This window comes from Natronobiforma cellulositropha (assembly GCF_025629245.1).
GTDB classification, from domain to species: domain Archaea; phylum Halobacteriota; class Halobacteria; order Halobacteriales; family Natrialbaceae; genus Natronobiforma; species Natronobiforma cellulositropha.
In genome coordinates this window covers 24,785-42,845 of record NZ_JANZXN010000014.1, presented here as the reverse complement: position 1 = coordinate 42,845, position 18,061 = coordinate 24,785, and the positions used below count along the sequence as shown (strand labels likewise).

Annotated in this window: 14 protein-coding genes and 1 pseudogene; 6 read left to right on the top strand and 9 right to left on the bottom strand. The window is 66.2% G+C overall.

Annotation, left to right across the window (positions count from 1 at the left end):
- Window position 1 precedes the first annotated feature (1 nt).
- Together N0B15_RS05510 and N0B15_RS05505 are read right to left on the bottom strand one after the other, a co-directional pair.
- Window positions 2-574, bottom strand: a complete 573-nt coding sequence (locus tag N0B15_RS05510; protein ID WP_263018520.1) for a response regulator transcription factor — start codon at window positions 572-574, stop codon at window positions 2-4.
- 196 nt (window positions 575-770) lie between these two features.
- Window positions 771-2,741: a 3-hydroxyacyl-CoA dehydrogenase/enoyl-CoA hydratase family protein gene (locus tag N0B15_RS05505; RefSeq protein WP_263018518.1), complete on the bottom strand. Its 1,971-nt coding sequence runs from the start codon at window positions 2,739-2,741 to the stop codon at window positions 771-773.
- Between the two features lie 113 nt (window positions 2,742-2,854).
- On the opposite strand from N0B15_RS05505, the gene N0B15_RS05500 reads away from it, so the two are divergent.
- Complete coding sequence (locus tag N0B15_RS05500; RefSeq protein WP_263018517.1) at window positions 2,855-4,006, top strand: acyl-CoA dehydrogenase family protein; 1,152 nt, start codon at window positions 2,855-2,857, stop codon at window positions 4,004-4,006.
- Window positions 4,007-4,035: 29 nt separating this feature from the next.
- On the opposite strand, the gene N0B15_RS05495 is transcribed toward N0B15_RS05500, so the two are convergent.
- The 5 genes and pseudogenes from N0B15_RS05495 to N0B15_RS05475 all read right to left on the bottom strand — a co-directional run bounded on the left by N0B15_RS05495 (window position 4,036) and on the right by N0B15_RS05475 (window position 9,831).
- Window positions 4,036-4,962 carry an LLM class oxidoreductase gene (locus tag N0B15_RS05495; protein ID WP_263018516.1) on the bottom strand — a complete coding sequence of 309 codons (927 nt, stop codon included), beginning with the start codon at window positions 4,960-4,962 and terminating at the stop codon, window positions 4,036-4,038.
- A 73-nt stretch (window positions 4,963-5,035) separates the two neighbouring features.
- The gene (locus tag N0B15_RS05490; protein ID WP_263018515.1) at window positions 5,036-7,726 is read right to left on the bottom strand and encodes a PAS domain S-box protein; all 2,691 of its coding nucleotides are present in this window, start codon (window positions 7,724-7,726) and stop codon (window positions 5,036-5,038) included.
- Window positions 7,727-7,820: 94 nt separating this feature from the next.
- On the bottom strand, window positions 7,821-8,360 hold the full coding sequence (locus N0B15_RS05485; RefSeq protein WP_263018514.1) for a hypothetical protein: 540 nt from the start codon (window positions 8,358-8,360) through the stop codon (window positions 7,821-7,823).
- Window positions 8,335-9,633, bottom strand: a pseudogene (locus tag N0B15_RS05480) (RNA-guided endonuclease InsQ/TnpB family protein). Before N0B15_RS05480 ends, N0B15_RS05485 begins: the two are co-directional and overlap by 26 nt.
- 42 nt (window positions 9,634-9,675) lie before the next feature.
- Window positions 9,676-9,831 (bottom strand): DUF2080 family transposase-associated protein, encoded by a 156-nt coding sequence (locus tag N0B15_RS05475; protein ID WP_084777756.1) that lies wholly within the window; start codon window positions 9,829-9,831, stop codon window positions 9,676-9,678.
- A gap of 53 nt (window positions 9,832-9,884) precedes the next feature.
- On the opposite strand from N0B15_RS05475, the gene tnpA reads away from it, so the two are divergent.
- From tnpA to N0B15_RS05460, 3 genes are all read left to right on the top strand, one after another.
- Complete coding sequence (gene tnpA / locus N0B15_RS05470; protein WP_263018510.1) at window positions 9,885-10,391, top strand: IS200/IS605 family transposase; 507 nt, start codon at window positions 9,885-9,887, stop codon at window positions 10,389-10,391.
- A gap of 193 nt (window positions 10,392-10,584) precedes the next feature.
- The gene (locus N0B15_RS05465) at window positions 10,585-11,325 is read left to right on the top strand and encodes a helix-turn-helix domain-containing protein (RefSeq protein ID WP_263018509.1); all 741 of its coding nucleotides are present in this window, start codon (window positions 10,585-10,587) and stop codon (window positions 11,323-11,325) included.
- Window positions 11,326-11,438: 113 nt separating this feature from the next.
- A complete protein-coding gene (locus N0B15_RS05460; RefSeq protein WP_263018508.1) occupies window positions 11,439-13,940 on the top strand; it encodes a heavy metal translocating P-type ATPase in 2,502 nt (833 codons plus the stop codon).
- On the opposite strand, the gene N0B15_RS05455 is transcribed toward N0B15_RS05460, so the two are convergent.
- Window positions 13,937-14,452 carry a metal-dependent hydrolase gene (locus N0B15_RS05455; RefSeq protein ID WP_263018507.1) on the bottom strand — a complete coding sequence of 172 codons (516 nt, stop codon included), beginning with the start codon at window positions 14,450-14,452 and terminating at the stop codon, window positions 13,937-13,939. The genes N0B15_RS05460 and N0B15_RS05455 overlap by 4 nt on opposite strands.
- A 344-nt stretch (window positions 14,453-14,796) precedes the next feature.
- Between N0B15_RS05455 and N0B15_RS05450 the strand changes: the two genes are divergently transcribed.
- Both N0B15_RS05450 and N0B15_RS05445 read left to right on the top strand, forming a co-directional pair.
- Entirely contained in the window at window positions 14,797-15,864 is a 1,068-nt protein-coding gene (locus N0B15_RS05450) for a M42 family metallopeptidase (protein WP_263018506.1), read from the top strand.
- A 146-nt stretch (window positions 15,865-16,010) separates the two neighbouring features.
- Entirely contained in the window at window positions 16,011-16,592 is a 582-nt protein-coding gene (locus N0B15_RS05445) for a cupredoxin domain-containing protein (protein WP_263018505.1), read from the top strand.
- Window positions 16,593-16,647: 55 nt separating this feature from the next.
- Here the strand turns inward: N0B15_RS05445 and trkA are convergent, their stop codons facing one another.
- The gene (gene trkA / locus N0B15_RS05440) at window positions 16,648-17,985 is read right to left on the bottom strand and encodes a Trk system potassium transporter TrkA (protein ID WP_263018504.1); all 1,338 of its coding nucleotides are present in this window, start codon (window positions 17,983-17,985) and stop codon (window positions 16,648-16,650) included.
- Window positions 17,986-18,061: the final 76 nt, after the last annotated feature.

Genomic DNA, 18,061 nt, shown 5'->3' with positions numbered 1-18,061 from the left:
ATCAGTTCTCCGTCTGGAGATCCTGGAACGCGCCGACGAAGTCGTCGTGGCTCGACATCTCCGAGATGGTGTCGTCGAGTCTCGAGCGGAGTTCGTCGACGCGGTCGGTGAGTTCCTGGTACTCCTCGTTGGTCGCGAGGTCGTGTTCTGCCTTCTCCGACTCGAGCAGCGCCTTCTTCGAGACCAGCGCGTAGTACTCCTGAATCTCGGATTCGTACGACGAGCGCTTCGAGACGGAGTCGATCATGGTGAGCAGTTCCTCCTTCGAGACGGGTTTGACGAGGTAGTCGTCGAAGCCCATCTCGATGATGTCGAAGTCCGGGTCGACTGCCGTCACCATGACGACGCGACAGTCGTAGCCCTCCTCTCTGATCGCCTGGAGTACTTCGTCACCCGACAGTCCCGGCATACGCCGGTCGAGTAAGACGACCGAGACGGACGAACACATCTTCTCGAGGGCAGACTCACCGTCGTAGGCGACCGCGACGGGACGTTGCTGACCGATCCACGCCGCAAAGAGGTCCGCGAGGCGGGCCTCGTCGTCGACGACGAGAACCTCGGGGTCGTCACTCATCGGTCGACCCTCCTTCTCTCTCGTCGAGTCCTGACACGGCCGATACATGGTGGGTATGGGTGATAAATCTCGCGCCCAAATGAAATTGCGCCAACAGGTGTGGACAGTGAGCGTGCCACTGCTCGAGCGGCCGGAACCAGCGGCCGCAGACGGGGTGTGAGCGAGCGGGCCGACGGGCGAACCGACGTCTGGTGGTTCACCTGCCCGAGAACTCCGGGTCGTCGTCGCTCATGAAGGCCGTGATCCCCGTCATCAGGTCCTCGGTCGCCATCAGGTGGCCGAACGCGGTCGCCTCGAGTTCGAGTCCGGCGTCGGTGTCGTCGCGGCCGGCGAGCATCGCGCGCTTGACGAAGCGCTGGGCGATGGGCGGGCCACCGGCGAGCTGAGCGGTGAGTTCGAGCGCGCGCGCATCGAGGTCCTCGGCCGGGACGACCTCGCTGAGGAAGCCGTAGTCGGCCATCGTCTCGGCGTCGTAGCGCTCGGCGGTGAGGATGATCTCCTTCGCCCGACTCTCGCCGACGAGGTGGGCGAGGCGCTGGGTGCCACCCCAGCCGGGAATGAGCCCGAGGTTCAGCTCCGGCTGGCCGAGCTGGGCGCGCTCGCTCGCGATGCGGATGTCCGCGCAGGTGGCGAGTTCCATCCCACCGCCGAGACAGTAGCCGTCGATGGCGGCGACCACCGGCAGGTCACAGGACTCGAGTTTGCCGAAGACGCGCTGACCCGTCCGCGAGAGTTCGATCCCCTCGATGGCGTCGCCGCCACCGGCAGCCATGCTCTGGACGTCGGCCCCCGCCGAGAAGGCGCGGTCGCCCTCGCCGGTGAGGAGGATTGCACGCACGTCGTCGTCGGTCTCGAGGTCGTCGATCGCCGCCGAGAGTTCCTCGAGCACCTCCGTGCTGATCGTGTTCATGCGGTGTGGGCGGTCGATGGCGAGTCTGGCGACGTACTCGGCCGGGTACTCGACGGTGATGGTCTCGAACGCGACCGTCTCGTCCTCGCCCACCTCGTAGAAGCCGCCCTCGCCCGCACGCGTCTCGAGGTAGGCGGCGGGGGCGTAGCGTTCGTGGCCGTGGTCGTCGTAGGCGCGCTCGAGCGTCTCGAGGAGGTCGCCGAGCCCGTAGGCGTCGGCCATCTTCACGGGGCCATCGGGGAAGCCGCCGCCGAGGGTGACCGCCTCGTCGATGGCCGCCGGCGAGGCGACGTCGCCGTCGATCAGTTTCGCAATCTCGTTGGCCATCGTGGCGAGCAGTCGCGCCTGGATCTCCTCGCTGCCCTGGTCGGACGGAATCTCCGCGCCGGGACCGTCCTCGTAGTCGTAGAAGCCGCGGCCGGTCTTCTTGCCGAGTTCCTCGTTCTCGACCTTCTCGACCAACAGCGGCGACGGCTCGTAAGCCTCGCCGAGCACCTCGTGCATGTACTCGAGGACGTGGTAGCTGACGTCGTTGCCGACCTGGTCGCCGAGTTCGAACGCGCCCATCGGCAGGCCCATGTCGAACTTGGTGGTCGAGTCGACCTCGGCGACGGTCGCCTCGCCCTCGTGGACGAGCCACGCCGCCTCGTTCATCAGCGGGACGAGAATCCGGTTGACGATGAAGCCGGGTTCGTCGCGGTGGACGCGTACCGGCGTCTTTCCGATGTCCTCGGCGAGCGCTTCGATCACCTCGAGCGTCTCTTCTGTGGTGTGTTCGCCGCTGATGACCTCGACGAGCGGCATCCGGATCGGCGGGTTGAAAAAGTGCATCCCACAGAAGCGCTCGGGGCGGTCGGTGACCTCGGAGAGTTCCGTCACCGACAGCGAGGAGGTGTTGGTCGCGAAGATGGTGTGGTCGGGTGCGTGCGACTCGACCTCCTCGTAGACCTCCTTCTTGACGTCCATCCGCTCGGGGACGGCCTCGATGACGACGTCCGCGTTCGCGACGGTCTCCTCGACGTCGACCAGCGGCGTCACGCGCTCGAGGGCCGCGTCCGCCTCCGCCTCGCTCAGGCGGTCGTTCTCGACGAGTTTGCCGAGCGACCACTCGATCGACTCGTAGCCGTCCTGGACGAACTCCTCGGTGATGTCGCGCATCGACACGTCGTAGCCCGCGAGCGCCACGACCTCGGCGATGCCGTGGCCCATGTTCCCCGCACCGAGAACTGCGACGGTGTTGATATCCTCGAGTTCCATACGGTCCATCCACCGGGAACCCGTTTCAACGTTTCCCCCGCTCAGGAAATAAACCTGGAGAACGTTTACTGCCAGGCACAACTATTGTGATCGTTCAGGTAGAATAGGCAGCCATGGAGTTCGGACTCAGCGAGGAACAACGACAGATTCGCGAGGAGGTTCGGCGCTTCGCCGAAGCCGAGATCGAACCGCACGCACAGGCGTACGACGTCGCCGAGGAGTTTCCCCACGAGATCGTCGAACGGGCCGCAGAGATGGGGCTGACGGGGTCGTACATCCCGATGGAGTACGGCGGAGCGGGCTACTCGATTCTCGATACGACGCTGATCGTCGAGGAACTGTTCGCCGTCGATCCGGGTATCGCGCTCTCGATCGTCGCCTCCTCGTTCGGCTGTGAGGCGATCCTCGAGTTCGGCACCGACGAGCAGAAAGCGCGCTTTCTCGAGCCGGTCGCACTCGGAGAGATGATTTCCGGGGCGGCGATCTCGGAGCCGGACACCGGCTCCGACGTCTCCTCGGTGTCGACGACCGCCGAGAGAGATGGGGACGAGTGGGTCGTCAACGGCACCAAGATGTGGATCACGAACGGGACCGTCGGCGACTTCTTCGTCGTGCTCTGTAAGACCGACCCCGACGCTGAGGGGCGGTACAACGGCTTCTCACAGCTGATCGTCGAGGCAGACCGCGACGGCTTCAGCGCCGAGAAGATCACCGGAAAGCTCGGTATCCGGGCGTCCGACACCGCCGAACTCGTCTTCGACGACGTTCGCGTCCCCGAGGAGAACCTCGTCGGCACCGAGAACGCCGCGTTCCTCCAGCAGATGCACTTCTTCGACCAGACGCGGACCGCCGTCGCCGCACAGGGCGTCGGCATCGCCCGGGGCGCGAGCGAGGCCGCACTCGCCTACGCCGAAGAGCGCGAACAGTTCGGCCGTCCCATCGGCGACTTCCAGGCGATCCAGCACAAACTCGCCGACATGCACACGAAGACCGAAGCGGCCCGCCTGCTGACGTACAAGTCCGCCTGGAAGGTCGACCAGGGCGAGGACATCACCCGGCTGGCGTCGATGGCCAAGGAGTACGCCTCTCGCGTCGCCGTCGAGGTCGCGAACGAAGCCGTCCAGATCCACGGCGGGGCGGGCTACGTCAACGACTTCCCGGTCGAGCGCTTCTACCGCGACGCGAAGATTACCCAGATCTACGAGGGAACCAGCGAGATTCAGAAGAACATCATCGCTCGAGAGTTACTCGGCAAGGGGCTGTAATCGCTCCCCAAGAGACGCCACAGTGACGCTCACACCGCCTCGAGTACCTCGCTCGCGAACCGCTCGAGGACGTCCCGCGGGCCGCGGCCGTCGGCCGTCCGCCGGATGTTGATCACGACGTGGTCGACACCGCAGTCGGCCAGTGAGCGGAGGTGTTCTGCGAACCACTCGCTCCCGGCGGCGTAGCCCTGGTGGACCGGCTCCGGACCGGCGGTCGGGTCGTCCTCGAGTCCGACGTGGAGCACCTGCACGTAGGGTTTCTCCCCACCAGAGACCTCGCGCCACTCGGCGAGCTGGTCCTCGAGGTCCGCGATATCGCGCTGGTAGTAGACCCAGCCGTCGGCGTGGTCACCGATCCACTCGAGCGACTGCTGGGCGTGGCCGGTGACGAGCAGGGGGAGCGTCTCGGCCGTCGGCTTCGGCAGCAGGTCCATCGAGCCGTCGAGGTCGACGAGCGAGGTCTCGAGTTCCGGGTACGGCTCGGCCCAGACGGTCCGGAGGACGTCGATGCTCTCGCGAAACAGCTCACCGCGCGCAGCCTCCTCGACGCCGAAGGCGGGGAACTCCGGCGGGCGGTCGCCGCTGGCGACGCCGAGGACGAGCCGCCCATCGGAGAGGCGGTCGACCGATGCGGCGGCCTTCGCGACGTGTAGCGGGTGTCTGAGCGGGAGGACGATCGATCCGGTGACGAGCGCGACCTCCTCGGTGTGGGCAGCGATGTGCGAGAGGAAGACCCAGGGGTCGTACACCTGGCCCGCGTCGCCGAAGGGCGGCCAGAACAGCGGCACGTCGCGAAACCAGAGCGCGTCGAAGCCGAGGTCGCAGGCGTAGCGCGCGAGCTCGAGCTGGTCCTCGAGCGGCGGAACGGGCTCAGAAGTGGTCGTGATCGGGAAGAACAGGCCGACGGAGAACTCCTCGAAGAGGCGACGGTAGCCAGCGTTCGCGTGGTCGGTCATGGGCGGCTCTTGGGAAGGCCGCCTCGAGAACGTATGGGTCGCGGCGACGCGAGCGGCGGTCCCCGCGTCGGTCTCACTGGTCGTCGTCGACGGCCGGGAGGGTGAAGGAGAAGGTCGCCCCCTCGCCGGGTGCGGAGTCGACCCAGATCTCGCCGCCGTGGCGCTCGACGATCCGTTTACACAGCGCCAGCCCGATACCCGAGCCGTCGAACTCGTCGCGGCTGTGGAGGCGCTGGAAGATCTCGAAGACCTGGTCTTCGTCGGCCGGGTCGATGCCGATTCCGTCGTCCTGAACGGAGAGGAGCCACTCGGAGCGGTGTCGCTCCGCAGAGACGTGAATTCGTGGCGGCTCGTCTCCGGCGTAGGTGATCGCGTTACTGAGCAGGTTCTGAAAGACCTGCCGAAGCTGGTTCGCATCGCCGTAGACACAGGGCAGCGATTCGGACGTCACCACGGCACCGGATTCGTCGATACCGACCGCGAGGTCGCCGACCACCGCGTCGAAGACGGATTCGAGGTCGACCGGCTCGAGCGGGTCGCCACGCGTGTCGACGCGGGCGTACTCGAGCAGGCCGTCGACCATCTCGCGCATCCGGTCGGCACCGTCGATGGCGAACGCGAGGAACTCCCGACCCTCCTCGTCGAGGTCCGAACGGTACCGGCTGTCGACGAGCTGGAGGTAACTCGAGACCATCCGGAGCGGCTCCTGGAGGTCGTGGCTGGCGGCGTAGGCGAACTGCTCGAGGCGTTCGTTCGACGCCTCGAGTTTCGAGACGGCTGTCTCGAGGCGGCGGCGATACTCGCGGCGTTCGGTGATGTCTGAGAGGGTGACGACCCCGAGCTGGACGTCGCCATCGTCGTCTCGAACCGGCATGCCGTGTTCCATGATGATCTTTCGCGTCCCGTCGACCGCCTCGATTTCGTAGACGTTCGGCTCGGTGACCTCCTCGCCGCGTAAGACCTGCGCCATCGTCCACTCGTCCGGCTGGACGCGGTCGCCGCTCTCGGGCCACCAGGCGGTGTACCGGTCGTACTCCGAGACGGCTTCCGCGTCGAAGACGTCGCCACCCCAGATCTCTGTGGCTGTCTCGTTCGCCTCGACGAGGTAGCCGTCCGCTCTCGCGACGACGGCACCGACGGGCAACACCTCGAACAGCGTCTCGAGCTGGCGTTTGTGGTGCTTCAGTTCCTCTTCGGCGTTCTTCCGGTCGGTGATGTCGACGAGCGCACCGGGGAACGTCTGCGGGTCGCCCGCGTCGTCGTACGTGACGGAACTGCGCGCGACCACCCAGCGGAGGTCGCCGTCGGCGTCACGGACGCGATACTCCTCTTCGTACGCCCCACCGGTTTCGACCGCTCGCTCGACGCTCGCGACGACCCGCTCGCGGTCGGCGGGGTGAATCGAGGCGATGAACTGCTCGAGTGGGACGCCGGTCTCGGCCGCGTCAGGGTCGACGCCGAAGGTGTCGGCGAACGACGTGCCGACGACCATCCGGTCCGCCTCGATGTCCCACTCCCAGGTGCCGATCGCACCCGCCTCGGTCGCCGCCTCGAGTTTCGCCTTCGCGTCCCGGAGGTAGCGCTCGCGGTCTTTCTGGACGGTGATATCCTGGGCCATCGTCATCCCGGCGAACGTGTCGCCTCGCTCGTCGGTGATCGGAACGGCACGGACGACCCACTCACGGCCCGCGTACTCGAGTTCGACCGAGCGCTCCGTCCCTGCGAGCGCCGCGAGGAAGATCGGCTCGAGTTCGTCGGCGGTTTCGGGCGGCCAAACATCTCTGAAGTGGCGCCCCTCGAGATCGGCCGCTTCGACCGGGATCTTCGCGAAGCCCTGTCCACTGGCGAGCGTGTAGCGCAGGTCGTGGTCGAACAGCGTGACGATTCCGTTCGGGAAGTACTCCGCGAGCGTGCGGTAGCGCTGTTCTGACTCCTCGAGCGTCCGCTCGCGTGCTTTCCGTCCCGAGATGTCCCTGACGACGCCGATGCGCTCGCCCTCGAGCGGTCCAGACGTGAGAACCGTCGAGCGGTTCTCGACGACGAGTTCCTCGCCGTCGCCGCGGTGGATCGTCCCCTCGAACGGTGCGGCCGACGACTCCTCACCGGTGGCGTGCGCACGCTCGAGCGCGTCGAACTCCGTACCGAAGACGGTCGAAACGTGGCGGCCGACGAGGTCCGACCGATCGACGCGAGCCAGGCTGGCGAAGCCGTCGTTGACCATCGTAAAGCGGCGGTCGGCGTCGAGGACGTAGACCCCGTCGTCGATCGTCTCGAGGATCGCCTCACACCGTTCTCGACGGCGAACCTGCTCGGTGCGTCGCTCCCACTGCTCACGGACCCGGTCGCGGCCGGACCGGTCGGTGATCTCGCGAACGACGCCAGCCGTCCCCCGAAACGTCCCGTCGTCGACTAGGAGGCTGATCGTCAGTTCGCAGGCGACCACCTCGCCGGTCGCTGCCTCGAGGACGAATTCGATACGGTCGGTCTCGCGCTCGCCCGTCAGGCGGCGCTGGATTTCGGTCTCGATCCGGTCGATCGTGGCTGGCTCGAGGAGTACCGACACGTGTTCACCGATGAGTTCCGACCGGGCGTAGCCACTGCGTTCGACGATCGCGTCGTTCACCGTGACGAAGTAGCCGTCGGCGTCGAGCTGGTAGAGTCCGTCGTCGACCGCGTCGACGAGCGTGTGATAGTCCCGGCCTGCGCCCCCCTCGCATACCTCACTCTGAGCACGGCCGTCGGCGTTTCTCACCCGGTCACTCATGAACGAACCAGTTCACCAGGACGGATAAGGTCAGTGCAGGATTCTCCCAAGGTCAGCGAAACGGACAGGTTCGAACCGGCCGACCGCGGTCCCGTCAGTGCTCGTCCCGTCGGTCCCGACGAAGGCTCGCCTGCCCGCCGGTTCCGCTGTCGGTATCGCCGTCCGTATCCGTGTCCCCGTCGGTATCCGTGTCCGTGTCCCCGTCGGTATCCGTGTCCGTGTCCCCGTCGGTATCCGTGTCCGTGTCCCCGTCGGTATCCGTGTCCCCGTCGGTATCCGTGTCCCCGTCGGTATCCGTGTCCCCGTCGGTGTCCGTATCGCCGTCTGCCGACCCGTACCCGTCGGTCCCGCCCGGTTCATCCGGGCGGTCAGATGCGGCCGGTGGGGAGTCCGGTTCGCGTCCCCCCGGCCGGCGTGGTCGCTCCTCGAGCGTGTACAGCACGAGCGGTGGGAGGAGGTACGCGCCGATGGCGACGACGGCGAACCACGGGTCGACGACGACCAGCAGACCGAAGATGGCGAGCGCCGCCGACGCGGCGGTGTGAACCGGCCGGTGTGTGTACTCGAGGTGAACTGCCTCGGGGTCAAGCCCCGAGGCTTCCCGTGGTTTAGTCGGACACTCCCATCCGACCATCGGCCTGATAGCCTCGAACGGTCGGGCGGGTCACGGTCGGGGCGTCCACAGCCCCCGATGCCTGCCGTCGTCGTCCGAAAATCGAAGATTTTCGTGATCACGAAAGACTCCGTCTTTCGAACGACACCTTCCGAACAACGGGAAGACTGTTGAGAGCAGGCACATTCCAATCGAGTTTCTTCACGCCTTTCACGGCGATGTTAACGCTTGCACCACGGTCGCTGTGGTCTTGATGACCACAGTCTTTGCACTTGAACCGCTTCTTGTGACGGTTCGCACGTTCCGTATGTCCGCACATCGGACACCGCTGGCTCGTGTACGCAGGGTCAATCCACGAGGTCGGGATGCCCTTGAACGACGCCTTGTACGACGTATAGAACTGTAGGGCGCGGAACGGGAGGCGGTGCAAGCGTCGGTTCATTCGCGTGCCGTAGTCGATACTGTCGCGCATCTCTTTGAGGTCTTCAAAGACGATGCACGGCTTCTCGAACTGTTGGCCCCACTCCACGATGTGCCGAGATACCTTGTGGAGTCGGTCGCGGACAAACCGTTCTTCGCGCCCTTCCAACGTGTCGTGGATGCTGTCTTTCCCGGCGTTCTGCACGCGCTTCCGCATCGTGAAGTAGCGGTGGCGCTCGAACTTGATTTCGGGGAAGTCGATGACCAACGAGTCCTCGACGCCACCCTCGGAGAGTGCGGTGAGAGCCACGTTGTCCTCATTCACGTCCACGCCGACAACCGTCCGTGAGTCCTGCTTGTCCCGAACTGTTTGTCCGGTGTTGGTGACGTTGACGTGCAACTCAGGAGTGTCGTTGTGGAACAGGGCCTCCGCCGTCCCAATCTTCCACTCGTCACTTTCGAGTGCGGTCTGGAGAATATCGAGGTGAGCGTCACTCCCTTCGAGGACGCCCTTGACGTGGTTGTACGGTTTCGCGCTGATTCGGAACGCCACGTTGCCATCGTCGGTGAGCGACAAATTGTACCCCTCCTCGTAGTTCGCACGAAGCGGGTACGCACCGTCCTTGGTGTGGCTCGGGAGCCCGAAGTCGTCGTACTCGTAGTAGTTCTCCATCGCTCCGAGAGCCTTGGCGACAACGCGCTGAGTCGTGTTCTTCACGAGGTTGGCGTCGTCTGCCACGCGGTCGGGAATCGTATTCCAGTCCACACCTTCTTTGGCGAGACGGATGGTTTCGTTGTACACCGAGCGGGCTTCGAGCGTGGCGTCGTACAACAGGCTCTTGTTGTCACTCTGGATGTTGAGTTGGAAGTCCAGAGTCTTGACGAGAGCCTGTGAGCCTGTGAGCCTGTGAGCCTGTCATTCTTCGTCTTGTTTGGCGGGTTCTGAGGTTCGGACGACTTTCACGTCGGCCCCACGCCAGCGTTTAGGAACGGTGACGTGGGCACTGTTCCCGAACGGTTTGACCTCACCGTCGAGAACTTCCTCGCCGTCGATTTCAAAGCGATTCACCATACCTATGTATATATTTTGGATATACTTAACTGTGTTGGTGGAGTGGGTTCGATATGGGCGAGAAGCGGTCGAATCACACGGTGTACAACGTCAACTACCACTTCGTGTGGTGTCCGAAATACCGCCACTCGATTCTCGAACCCATCGAGGATTCGCTGGAAGCGAGTTTTCGCAACGTGTGCGACGAGTACGATTACGGGATACTGTCGTCGTCCGAAAATCGTAGATTTTCGGGATCACGAGAGACTGTGTCTCTCGAACGACTCCACATCTCACCCGACCACGTACACCTGTTCTTGTCAGCCCATCCGAAGTGGTTCGAAAGACGAAGTCTTTCGTCATCACGAGAATCAGAGATTCTCGAACGACACGCCCCGAGCGAGATTGTACGAACTGTCAAGAGCATCACGGCGCGGGAGATGTGGGAACAGCACGAGTCGTTCTTGGAGGAGTATCTGTGGGGTGGTGGATTCTGGGAACAGTGGTACTACATCGGAACGGCAGGAACAGTCTCAACAGAAACGATTGAGCGGTACATCGAGCGGACAGAACACGTCTAAGTGTCGGCTTCACCCTCGGGGTCAAGCCCCGAGGCACTCGCCTTGTTTTCTCTGTAGAACGCCCACAGACCGCCCAGCCACGAGGTCACGGCGTACATCGCGTCGGTGGCGAACGGACGTGCTCGAGCGAGAAAGAACCCGCTTCCGTGCGCCGAGCGGGAACCCTTTGCCTCTCGAGACCCTCTCGAGAGCCATGCGAGAGTTCGTCTTCGCCCTCGAGTACGAACCCGGGACCGACTCGGTCGCCGACGTCCTCGAGGCGTATCCGGCTGCGACGATCCGCTCCCTGTCGTGTCACGTCACCCCCGAGAGCCTCTGGCGGGTCGACCACGCGACCGGGTCGCAGGAGGCGCTCGAGGCGCTCGAGCGGGCCTACGAGACGCCCGCCTACTGTGCCGACTGTCTCGTCAAAGACGACTGTGGGGCCGACTGCGAGACGGAGGTGCTCGACCGCTCGGCGGATACGCTCGTCGTCTACACCTACTGGGAGCGCACCGACGCCTGTACGTCGGTCCCTCACGTCGCCCTCGAGCACCTCGGTGAGGGCCTGCTCTTCGAGACCGACCGCGAGCGCCGTCGCTACCGCTGGCGGATCGTCCTCCCGAGCGAGACGCCAGTCTACACCTTCTTCGACGCACTCGGCGAGGAGGTCGGCGAGTGTGCGGGCATGGAGATGCTCAGGCTGACCGAACTCGATCCGGAACGGACGAGCGACGAGCGAGAGGACCTTCCAGAGGAGCAGCGCCGGGCACTCCACGCCGCCGTCGAGCACGGCTACTACGAGACACCGCGTCGGACCGACCTCTCGGAACTCGCCGACACGCTCGCGGTGCCCCGCTCGACGCTCTCCTACCGGCTGCGCCGTGCAGAAGCCGCGCTCGCGACGGCGTTCGTCGAAGCCGACGCACTCGAGTCACTCGCCGCGACGCGGTGACGGCCGGCGGGGACCGCCGCGCCAGCGACCGCTCGTGGCCGGTGACGAACTGTGAGTTGGCGTGCGCCAAATAACCTGTATCCGGCCGCGGCTGCTAGATCGCACAGAGACAGATGGTGCGGCGAACGGATTCGACGGATGGCGGGGCGCGGACGCTCGAGTTTCGCGTCCCCGAGATGGACTGTGCTTCCTGTGCCGGGAAAGTGACGAAGGGCGTCGAGACACTCGACGGCGTCGACGACGCCGAGGCACACGTCGCCAGCGCGAGGCTCGTGGTGTACACCGACGCGAGCGTCTCGAGCGGGATGGTACGCGAACGCGTCGAGGCTGCGGGCTACGCCGTCGAGATGCCCGCCTCGCGAGTCGACCTCTCGGTACCCGAGATGGACTGTGCGTCGTGTGCGAGGAACGTCGAGCGAGCGCTCGAGGGCGTGCCGGGCGTCGAAGGAGTCGAGACACACCCGGCGACCGGGCGCGTCGAGGTCACGCTCGGAGAGCCGGTCGACGAGCGCACGCTCTGTGAGGCGGTGGGGTCGGCCGGCTACGAGGCGTCGGTACTCGAGGAGCGAACGGAGACCCGACTCGCTCCGTCGGCACCGATTCTGCGGAGCAGACGCGCGATTGCGACGCTCCTCGGTGGGATCGCGCTCGCCGTCGGCATGGCCGTACACTTCCTCGTCCCGTCGGCAAACGCGGTCGCGTTCACGCTCGCGCCCGCCGGGGCGGTGTCCGTCTCCGACCTGTGCTTTCTCGTGGCAATCGCCCTCGCCGGCACGCCGATCCTGCGCAACGGTCTCTACTCGGCGCGGAACCTGAGCCTCGACATCGACTTCCTGATGAGCGCGGGTATCGTCGGCTCCGTGCTCACCGGCCACCCCTTCGAGGGCGCGATGCTCGCCGTGCTCTTCAGCGTCGCCCAGTTGCTCGAGCGCTACTCGATGGACCGGGCGCGAGACTCGCTGCGCGAGTTACTGGCGCTCTCACCGGAGACGGCGACGGTTCGGCGGGCCGACGGCGACGAGGCGCACGTCCCCGTCTCGGCGCTCGAGGTCGGCGACCTCGTCGTCGTCCGCCCCGGCGAGAAACTCCCGGCCGACGGTGTGGTTCGGTCGGGGGCGAGTTCGGTCGACCAGGCCCCGATCACCGGCGAGAGCGTCCCCGTCGACGTTTCCGAAGGCAGTGAGGTCTACGCCGGAACGATCGCCGAGTCGGGCTACCTCGAGATCGAGGTGACGAGCGATTCGCGCGAGTCGACGGTCGCCCGGATCGTGCGCACCGTCGAGGAGGCGACACGCGAGCGGACCGAGCGCGAACAGTTCGTCGACCGGTTCGCGCGCGTCTACACGCCCGTCGTGGTCCTCGCTGCACTCACCCTGGCCGTGGTGCCGCCGCTCGCCGGCGGCGGAGACTGGAACACCTGGTTCCTGCGTGGACTCGCGCTGCTCGTCGTCGCCTGTCCCTGTGCGCTCGTCATCTCGACACCGGTGAGCGTCGTCTCGGGGCTGACGAGCGCCGCGCGAAACGGCGTACTGATCAGAGGTGGTCGCCACCTCGAGACCGCCGGTGAGAGCCGCGTCCTCGCCATCGACAAGACCGGCACGCTGACCACCGGCGAGTTGCGCGTGACGGACGTCGTCGCCCTCGACGGGACCGACGAGGAGACGGTACTCGCCCGCGCGGCGGCGATCGAACGCCGGAGCGAGCACCCGATCGGTGAGGCGGTCGTCGCCGCGGCAGACGACCGCGGCATCGGCGAGGAGATCAGCGTCGACGGGTTCGAGGCGCTGACGGGACGGGGCGTGCGCGCAGACCTCGACGGCGTCACCCACTACGTCGGCAAGCCGGGGCTGTTCGCCAACCTCGAGGGTCCCGACCTCTCGCACGTTCACGCGACCGACGGCGGGCAGGTGCTGGCGGGAGCGCACACCACGGACGAGCGCTGCTCGCGGGGGGCGTGTCTCGACCTGCTCTCGTCGGTCGTCCCGGCGCTCGAGGACGAGGGGAAGACGGTCGTCCTCGTCGGCACCGAAGCGCGCCCGCTCGGCCTGCTCGCCGTCGCCGACCAGGTCCGCCCGGAGGCGGCGTGGACGGTCGCGAAACTCGAGGCGGCGGGCATCGAGACCGTCATGCTCACCGGCGACAACGAGGGGACCGCGCGGGCCATCGCCTCGGCCGTCGGTATCGAGGCGTACCACGCCGGACTGCTCCCCGAGGAGAAACTCGAGTGGATCGAACGCCTCGAGCGCGAACACGGCCCGGTCGCGATGGTCGGCGACGGCATCAACGACGCGCCCGCACTGGCGAGCGCGAGCGTCGGCATCGCGATGGGGGCCGCGGGGACCGACACCGCCCTCGAGACCGCGGACGTCGCGCTGATGGGCGACGACCTGACGCGCCTGCCGTACCTGTTCGACCTCTCGCGGCAGGCGGGGCGTGTCATCCGCCAGAACATCGGCTCGAGTCTCGCCGTCAAGGCTGTCCTCGCGGCGGGGACGCCGTTCGGTCTCGTCACCATCGTCCACGCGGTCGTCGTCGGCGACATGGGGATGAGCCTCGGCGTGACCGGCAACGCGATGCGCCTCTCCGCGGTCGAACCGGAGACGCCGGACGACTAGCGCCAGAACCGGGCGAGTCCGGGCCGTCCATCGTGCCACCAGAGCGCGACGCCCGCGAGGAAGATCACCGCCTCGAGCCAGAGCGTCGTCACCTCGAGTCCGGCGACGCTGGCGAGTGGCTTGACGCCGGTGTAGGCGGGCATGTGCGTGACCGGCCAGAGCAGGAAGCCGAGTTCGTCGTAGTCACCCGAGAGGAGGTGCCAGGGGACGTCGCTCGCGAGGTGAGAGAGGTAGCCGACGGCGAACGCGAGGGCGAGTGTCTCGCGCTCGCTCGCTCGAGCGAGGAGCCAGACGGCAGCGAGCAGGGGAATCGCGAACAGCAGCGAGTGGCCGACCGTCCGCCCGACGGGGACGACGCCGAGGGCGGCCAGCGGTTTGTCGAGCAGGTCGGGGAGGGCTGCGCCGACGATGGCGACGGCTGCCGGGGCGTCCCGCGGGACGCGCTCGTAGCGCCAGCGCGCGACGGCGGCGTAACAGAGGTAGCCGACAGCGAGGTGAACGATCGGCTGCATCGGGGATTGCTCCGACGGGACAGTCGGTGTAACCGGGTGGGCAGAATCGAAAAGGGGGACGGCGGACCGGCCGGGCCGGACGCTCGGACGTTGGTACTGGGACGTCTCACCCCCGCACAGAAGCGTTGGTTTCCCCGACTGATACCGATGGTCCCCAAACAGTTTGGTAGACTCGAATCGGTCCTCAGCTCGCACCGGTGCTGTCGTCCCTCAAACAACACCGAGGCTGTCAGCCCCCGCACCGTACCGACGCTGCCACCCCCGGGCCGTACCGACGCTGCCAGCCGTCGACGTGAACCGCACGATTCCGCGTGTTTATCACGGTCGACTACACACGGGCGGGTATGTCACAGCTTCCGTTCGACCTCTCACGACTGGTCGAACTCACGGAGACGAGCGGCGTTCCCGGCTACGAGGACCGCATCCGCGAGCTCGTCGTCGAGGACCTCGAGGCGTCGGTCGACCGCGTCGAGACCGACGCGATGGGCAACGTCGTCGGCACGCTCGAGGGGACCTCCGAGTACGCCGTCGTCGTCGGCGCACACATGGACGAGATCGGCTTCATGGTCCGCCACGTCCGTGGGAACGACGACGGCTTCGGCTTCCTCGAGCTCGACGCCCTCGGCGGGTGGGACGCCCGCGTGTTGAAAGCCCAGCGGGTGACGGTCCACACCGACGAGGGCGACCTCCCCGGCGTGATCGGCTCACCGCCGCCACACACCCTCGACGACGACGAACGCGAGAAGAAAGCCAGAGTCGAAGACGTTTACGTCGACCTCGGTCTCCCCACCGACGAGGCCGAAGCGCGCGTCTCACCCGGCGACCTCGTGACGCTCGAGCAGCGGACCACGCGCGTCGGCGAGACCGTGACCGGCAAGGCGCTCGACGACCGCGTCTGTCTCTTCGCGATGCTCGAGACCGCCCGCCGGATCGACGATCCCGACGTGACGATCCACTTCGCGGCGACCGTCCAGGAGGAGGTCGGCCTGCGCGGCGCGCGAGCGCTCGGCGTCGACGTCGACCCGGACCTCGCGATCGCCCTCGACGTGACCGTCGCCAACGACGTCCCCGGCTTCGACGCGGGTGAGTACGTGACCAGGCTGGGCGAGGGCGCGGCGATCAAGCTGAAAGACTCGAGCGTCATCACCAACCCGAAGGTCCACCGGCGGCTGCGTGCCGTCGCCGAGACCGAGGAGATCGACTACCAGCTCGAGATCCTCCCCGCTGGCGGCACCGACACCGCGGGCTTCCAGCAGGCCCACGGCGCGAAGCCCGTCGGAGCCATCTCCGTCCCGACGCGCTACCTACACACCCCGACCGAGGTCGCCCACGTCGACGACATCGTCGCGGTGATCGAGTTACTCGAGGCATTCCTCGAGAGCGAAGACGGCGAGCACGACTACACGCTGTAGGTGCGCAACGGCTCGAGAGCCCAGTGTGAGCTGGCCGGCCGAGACCGGAGACGGCGCTCGAGGAGGTTTCGCGGGCCGAGACTCGAGAGTCGGATCCGAACGACGGAACCGAAGATTTCAGTAGCGGGCGTTTCTAACGACCAGCCATGAACCCACTCGAGGACGACGAATCACTCTCGCGACGTGGCTTTCTGGTCGGCAGCGCCGGTGTCGCCGCGGCGGCCGGTGCGAGCCAGGGTGCGCTCGCAGAGGAGGACGACGAAAACGGTGACGACGGTGACGACGATGACGGCGAGGAGGAGGAAGGCGGCCAGACCGAGACGGTCATCGTCGGCGACAACTACTTCGAGCCGGACTCACTGACGATCGAACCCGGAACCACCGTCGAGTGGGTCTGGGAGGGAGAAATTCAACACGACGTGACTCCGGATCAAGGTGCACAGCCCGAAGGCGCAGACTGGGAAGGCCACCCTGAACTCGCTGGACAGGGCAACACCTACGAACATACCTTCGAGGTCGAGGGTACGTACCCGTACATCTGTACGCCCCATCCAGAGATGACGGCCGAAATTATCGTCGACCCGGACGCGGCCCAGATGGCGACCGGCCCGGTCGACCTCGTTCCCGACGCGGCGTGGACGCTCGTCATCGCGAGCATCGCGGGCATGATCTCGACGCTCTCGCTCGTCTACGTCTTCATGCGCTACGGCGGCTCGCCGCCGGAGTAGAACGGCCACTCGAGCGGCAGGAACTGGCCTCGAGCCACGCCACGCCGACCTCGGCTCACAGCGCGTCGGCCGCCGCCTCGAGCACCTCGGTGTCGACGAAGACGACGACGTGATCGCCGAGTTCGACGACGGTTTCGCCGCGCGGGGTGATCAGCTCACCGTCGCGGGTGATCGCGCCGATGACGATGGCGTCGGGGAGGTCGGCCATCGCGTCCATGATGCGGTTGCCGAAGAGGACGCTGTCGCGGTCGACTTCGATCTCGAGCACTTCGGCGCGGTCGGACTCGAGGATGGCGACGTTTTCGGTGTGTTCTTTCCGGGTGAAGCGGGTGATCTCTTCGGCGGTGACGACTCTGGGGTTGACGGCGACATCGACGCCGACGGTCTCGAAGAGGTCGACGTACTCGCCGAACTCGACGACGGCGACGGTGCGGTCGACGCCGATACGTTTGGCGAGTAAGCTCACCAGGAGGTTCTTCTCGTCGCTGTCGAGGGCGGCGACGACGATGTCGCTCTCGTCGACGTGTTCGCGGACGAGGAAGTCGATGTCGGTCGCGTCGCTCTCTAAGACGAGCGTGTTCGGGAGCGTCTCTGCGAGTTTTCGTGCGCGGTCGTGGTCGCGTTCGATCAGCCGTGGTGAGAGTCCCTCTTCTTCGAAGAGGCGGGCGGTCTGGTAGCCGATCTCGCCGCCGCCGACGATCACGATCTCGTTCGCCTGCTCGAGCGTCGGCTCCGGGGTGAGCGAGCCGGCGAAGCCGCGGACGCTCTCGGGGCTCCCGATGACGACGACGTTGTCTTCGGGCTGGATGATGGTGTCACCGCGTGGGATGACGATGTCGTCGGGTCGGATGAGTGCGGCGAACGTCAGCGACTCGAAGCGGTCGGCTTCGAAGACGGTATGGCCGGCGATCGGACTCTCCTCGTCGACTTCGAACTCGGCCATGTGGACCAGCCCGTTGGCGAAGGTGTCGACGTCGTGTGCGCCCGGCAAGCCGGTGATTCTGACCACCGCCTCGGCGGTGTGGAGGTCCGTACAGACCATGAAGTCGACGCCGAAGGCGGTGTTCGAGCGGGTCCACGTCTCGAGGAAGTCCGTCTTCTTCACCCGGGCGATGGTGAACGGATCGTCGACCGTCTTCGCCGTCCCGCAGACGACGATGTTGGTCTCGTCGCGGTCGGTACTCGCGATCACCATGTCGGCCTTTTCGACACCGGCCTCCTCGAGCGTCGAGAGCGAGGTGCCGTCACCCTCGAGTGCGAGCACGTCGAGCGAGTAGGTGATCGCCTCGACGCGTGCGGAGTCCTGGTCGACGACGACGACGTCGTGGTCGTCTGCGAGGCTGGCGGCGATGTTCGAGCCGACCTCCCCCGCACCGACGACGATCACGTACACGAGCGGGTCACCCGTTGCATAGCCGTCGTTCTCGGGCGAGCGCTAAGTGAGTTGCCATCAGGTGCCAGAGAGGAGA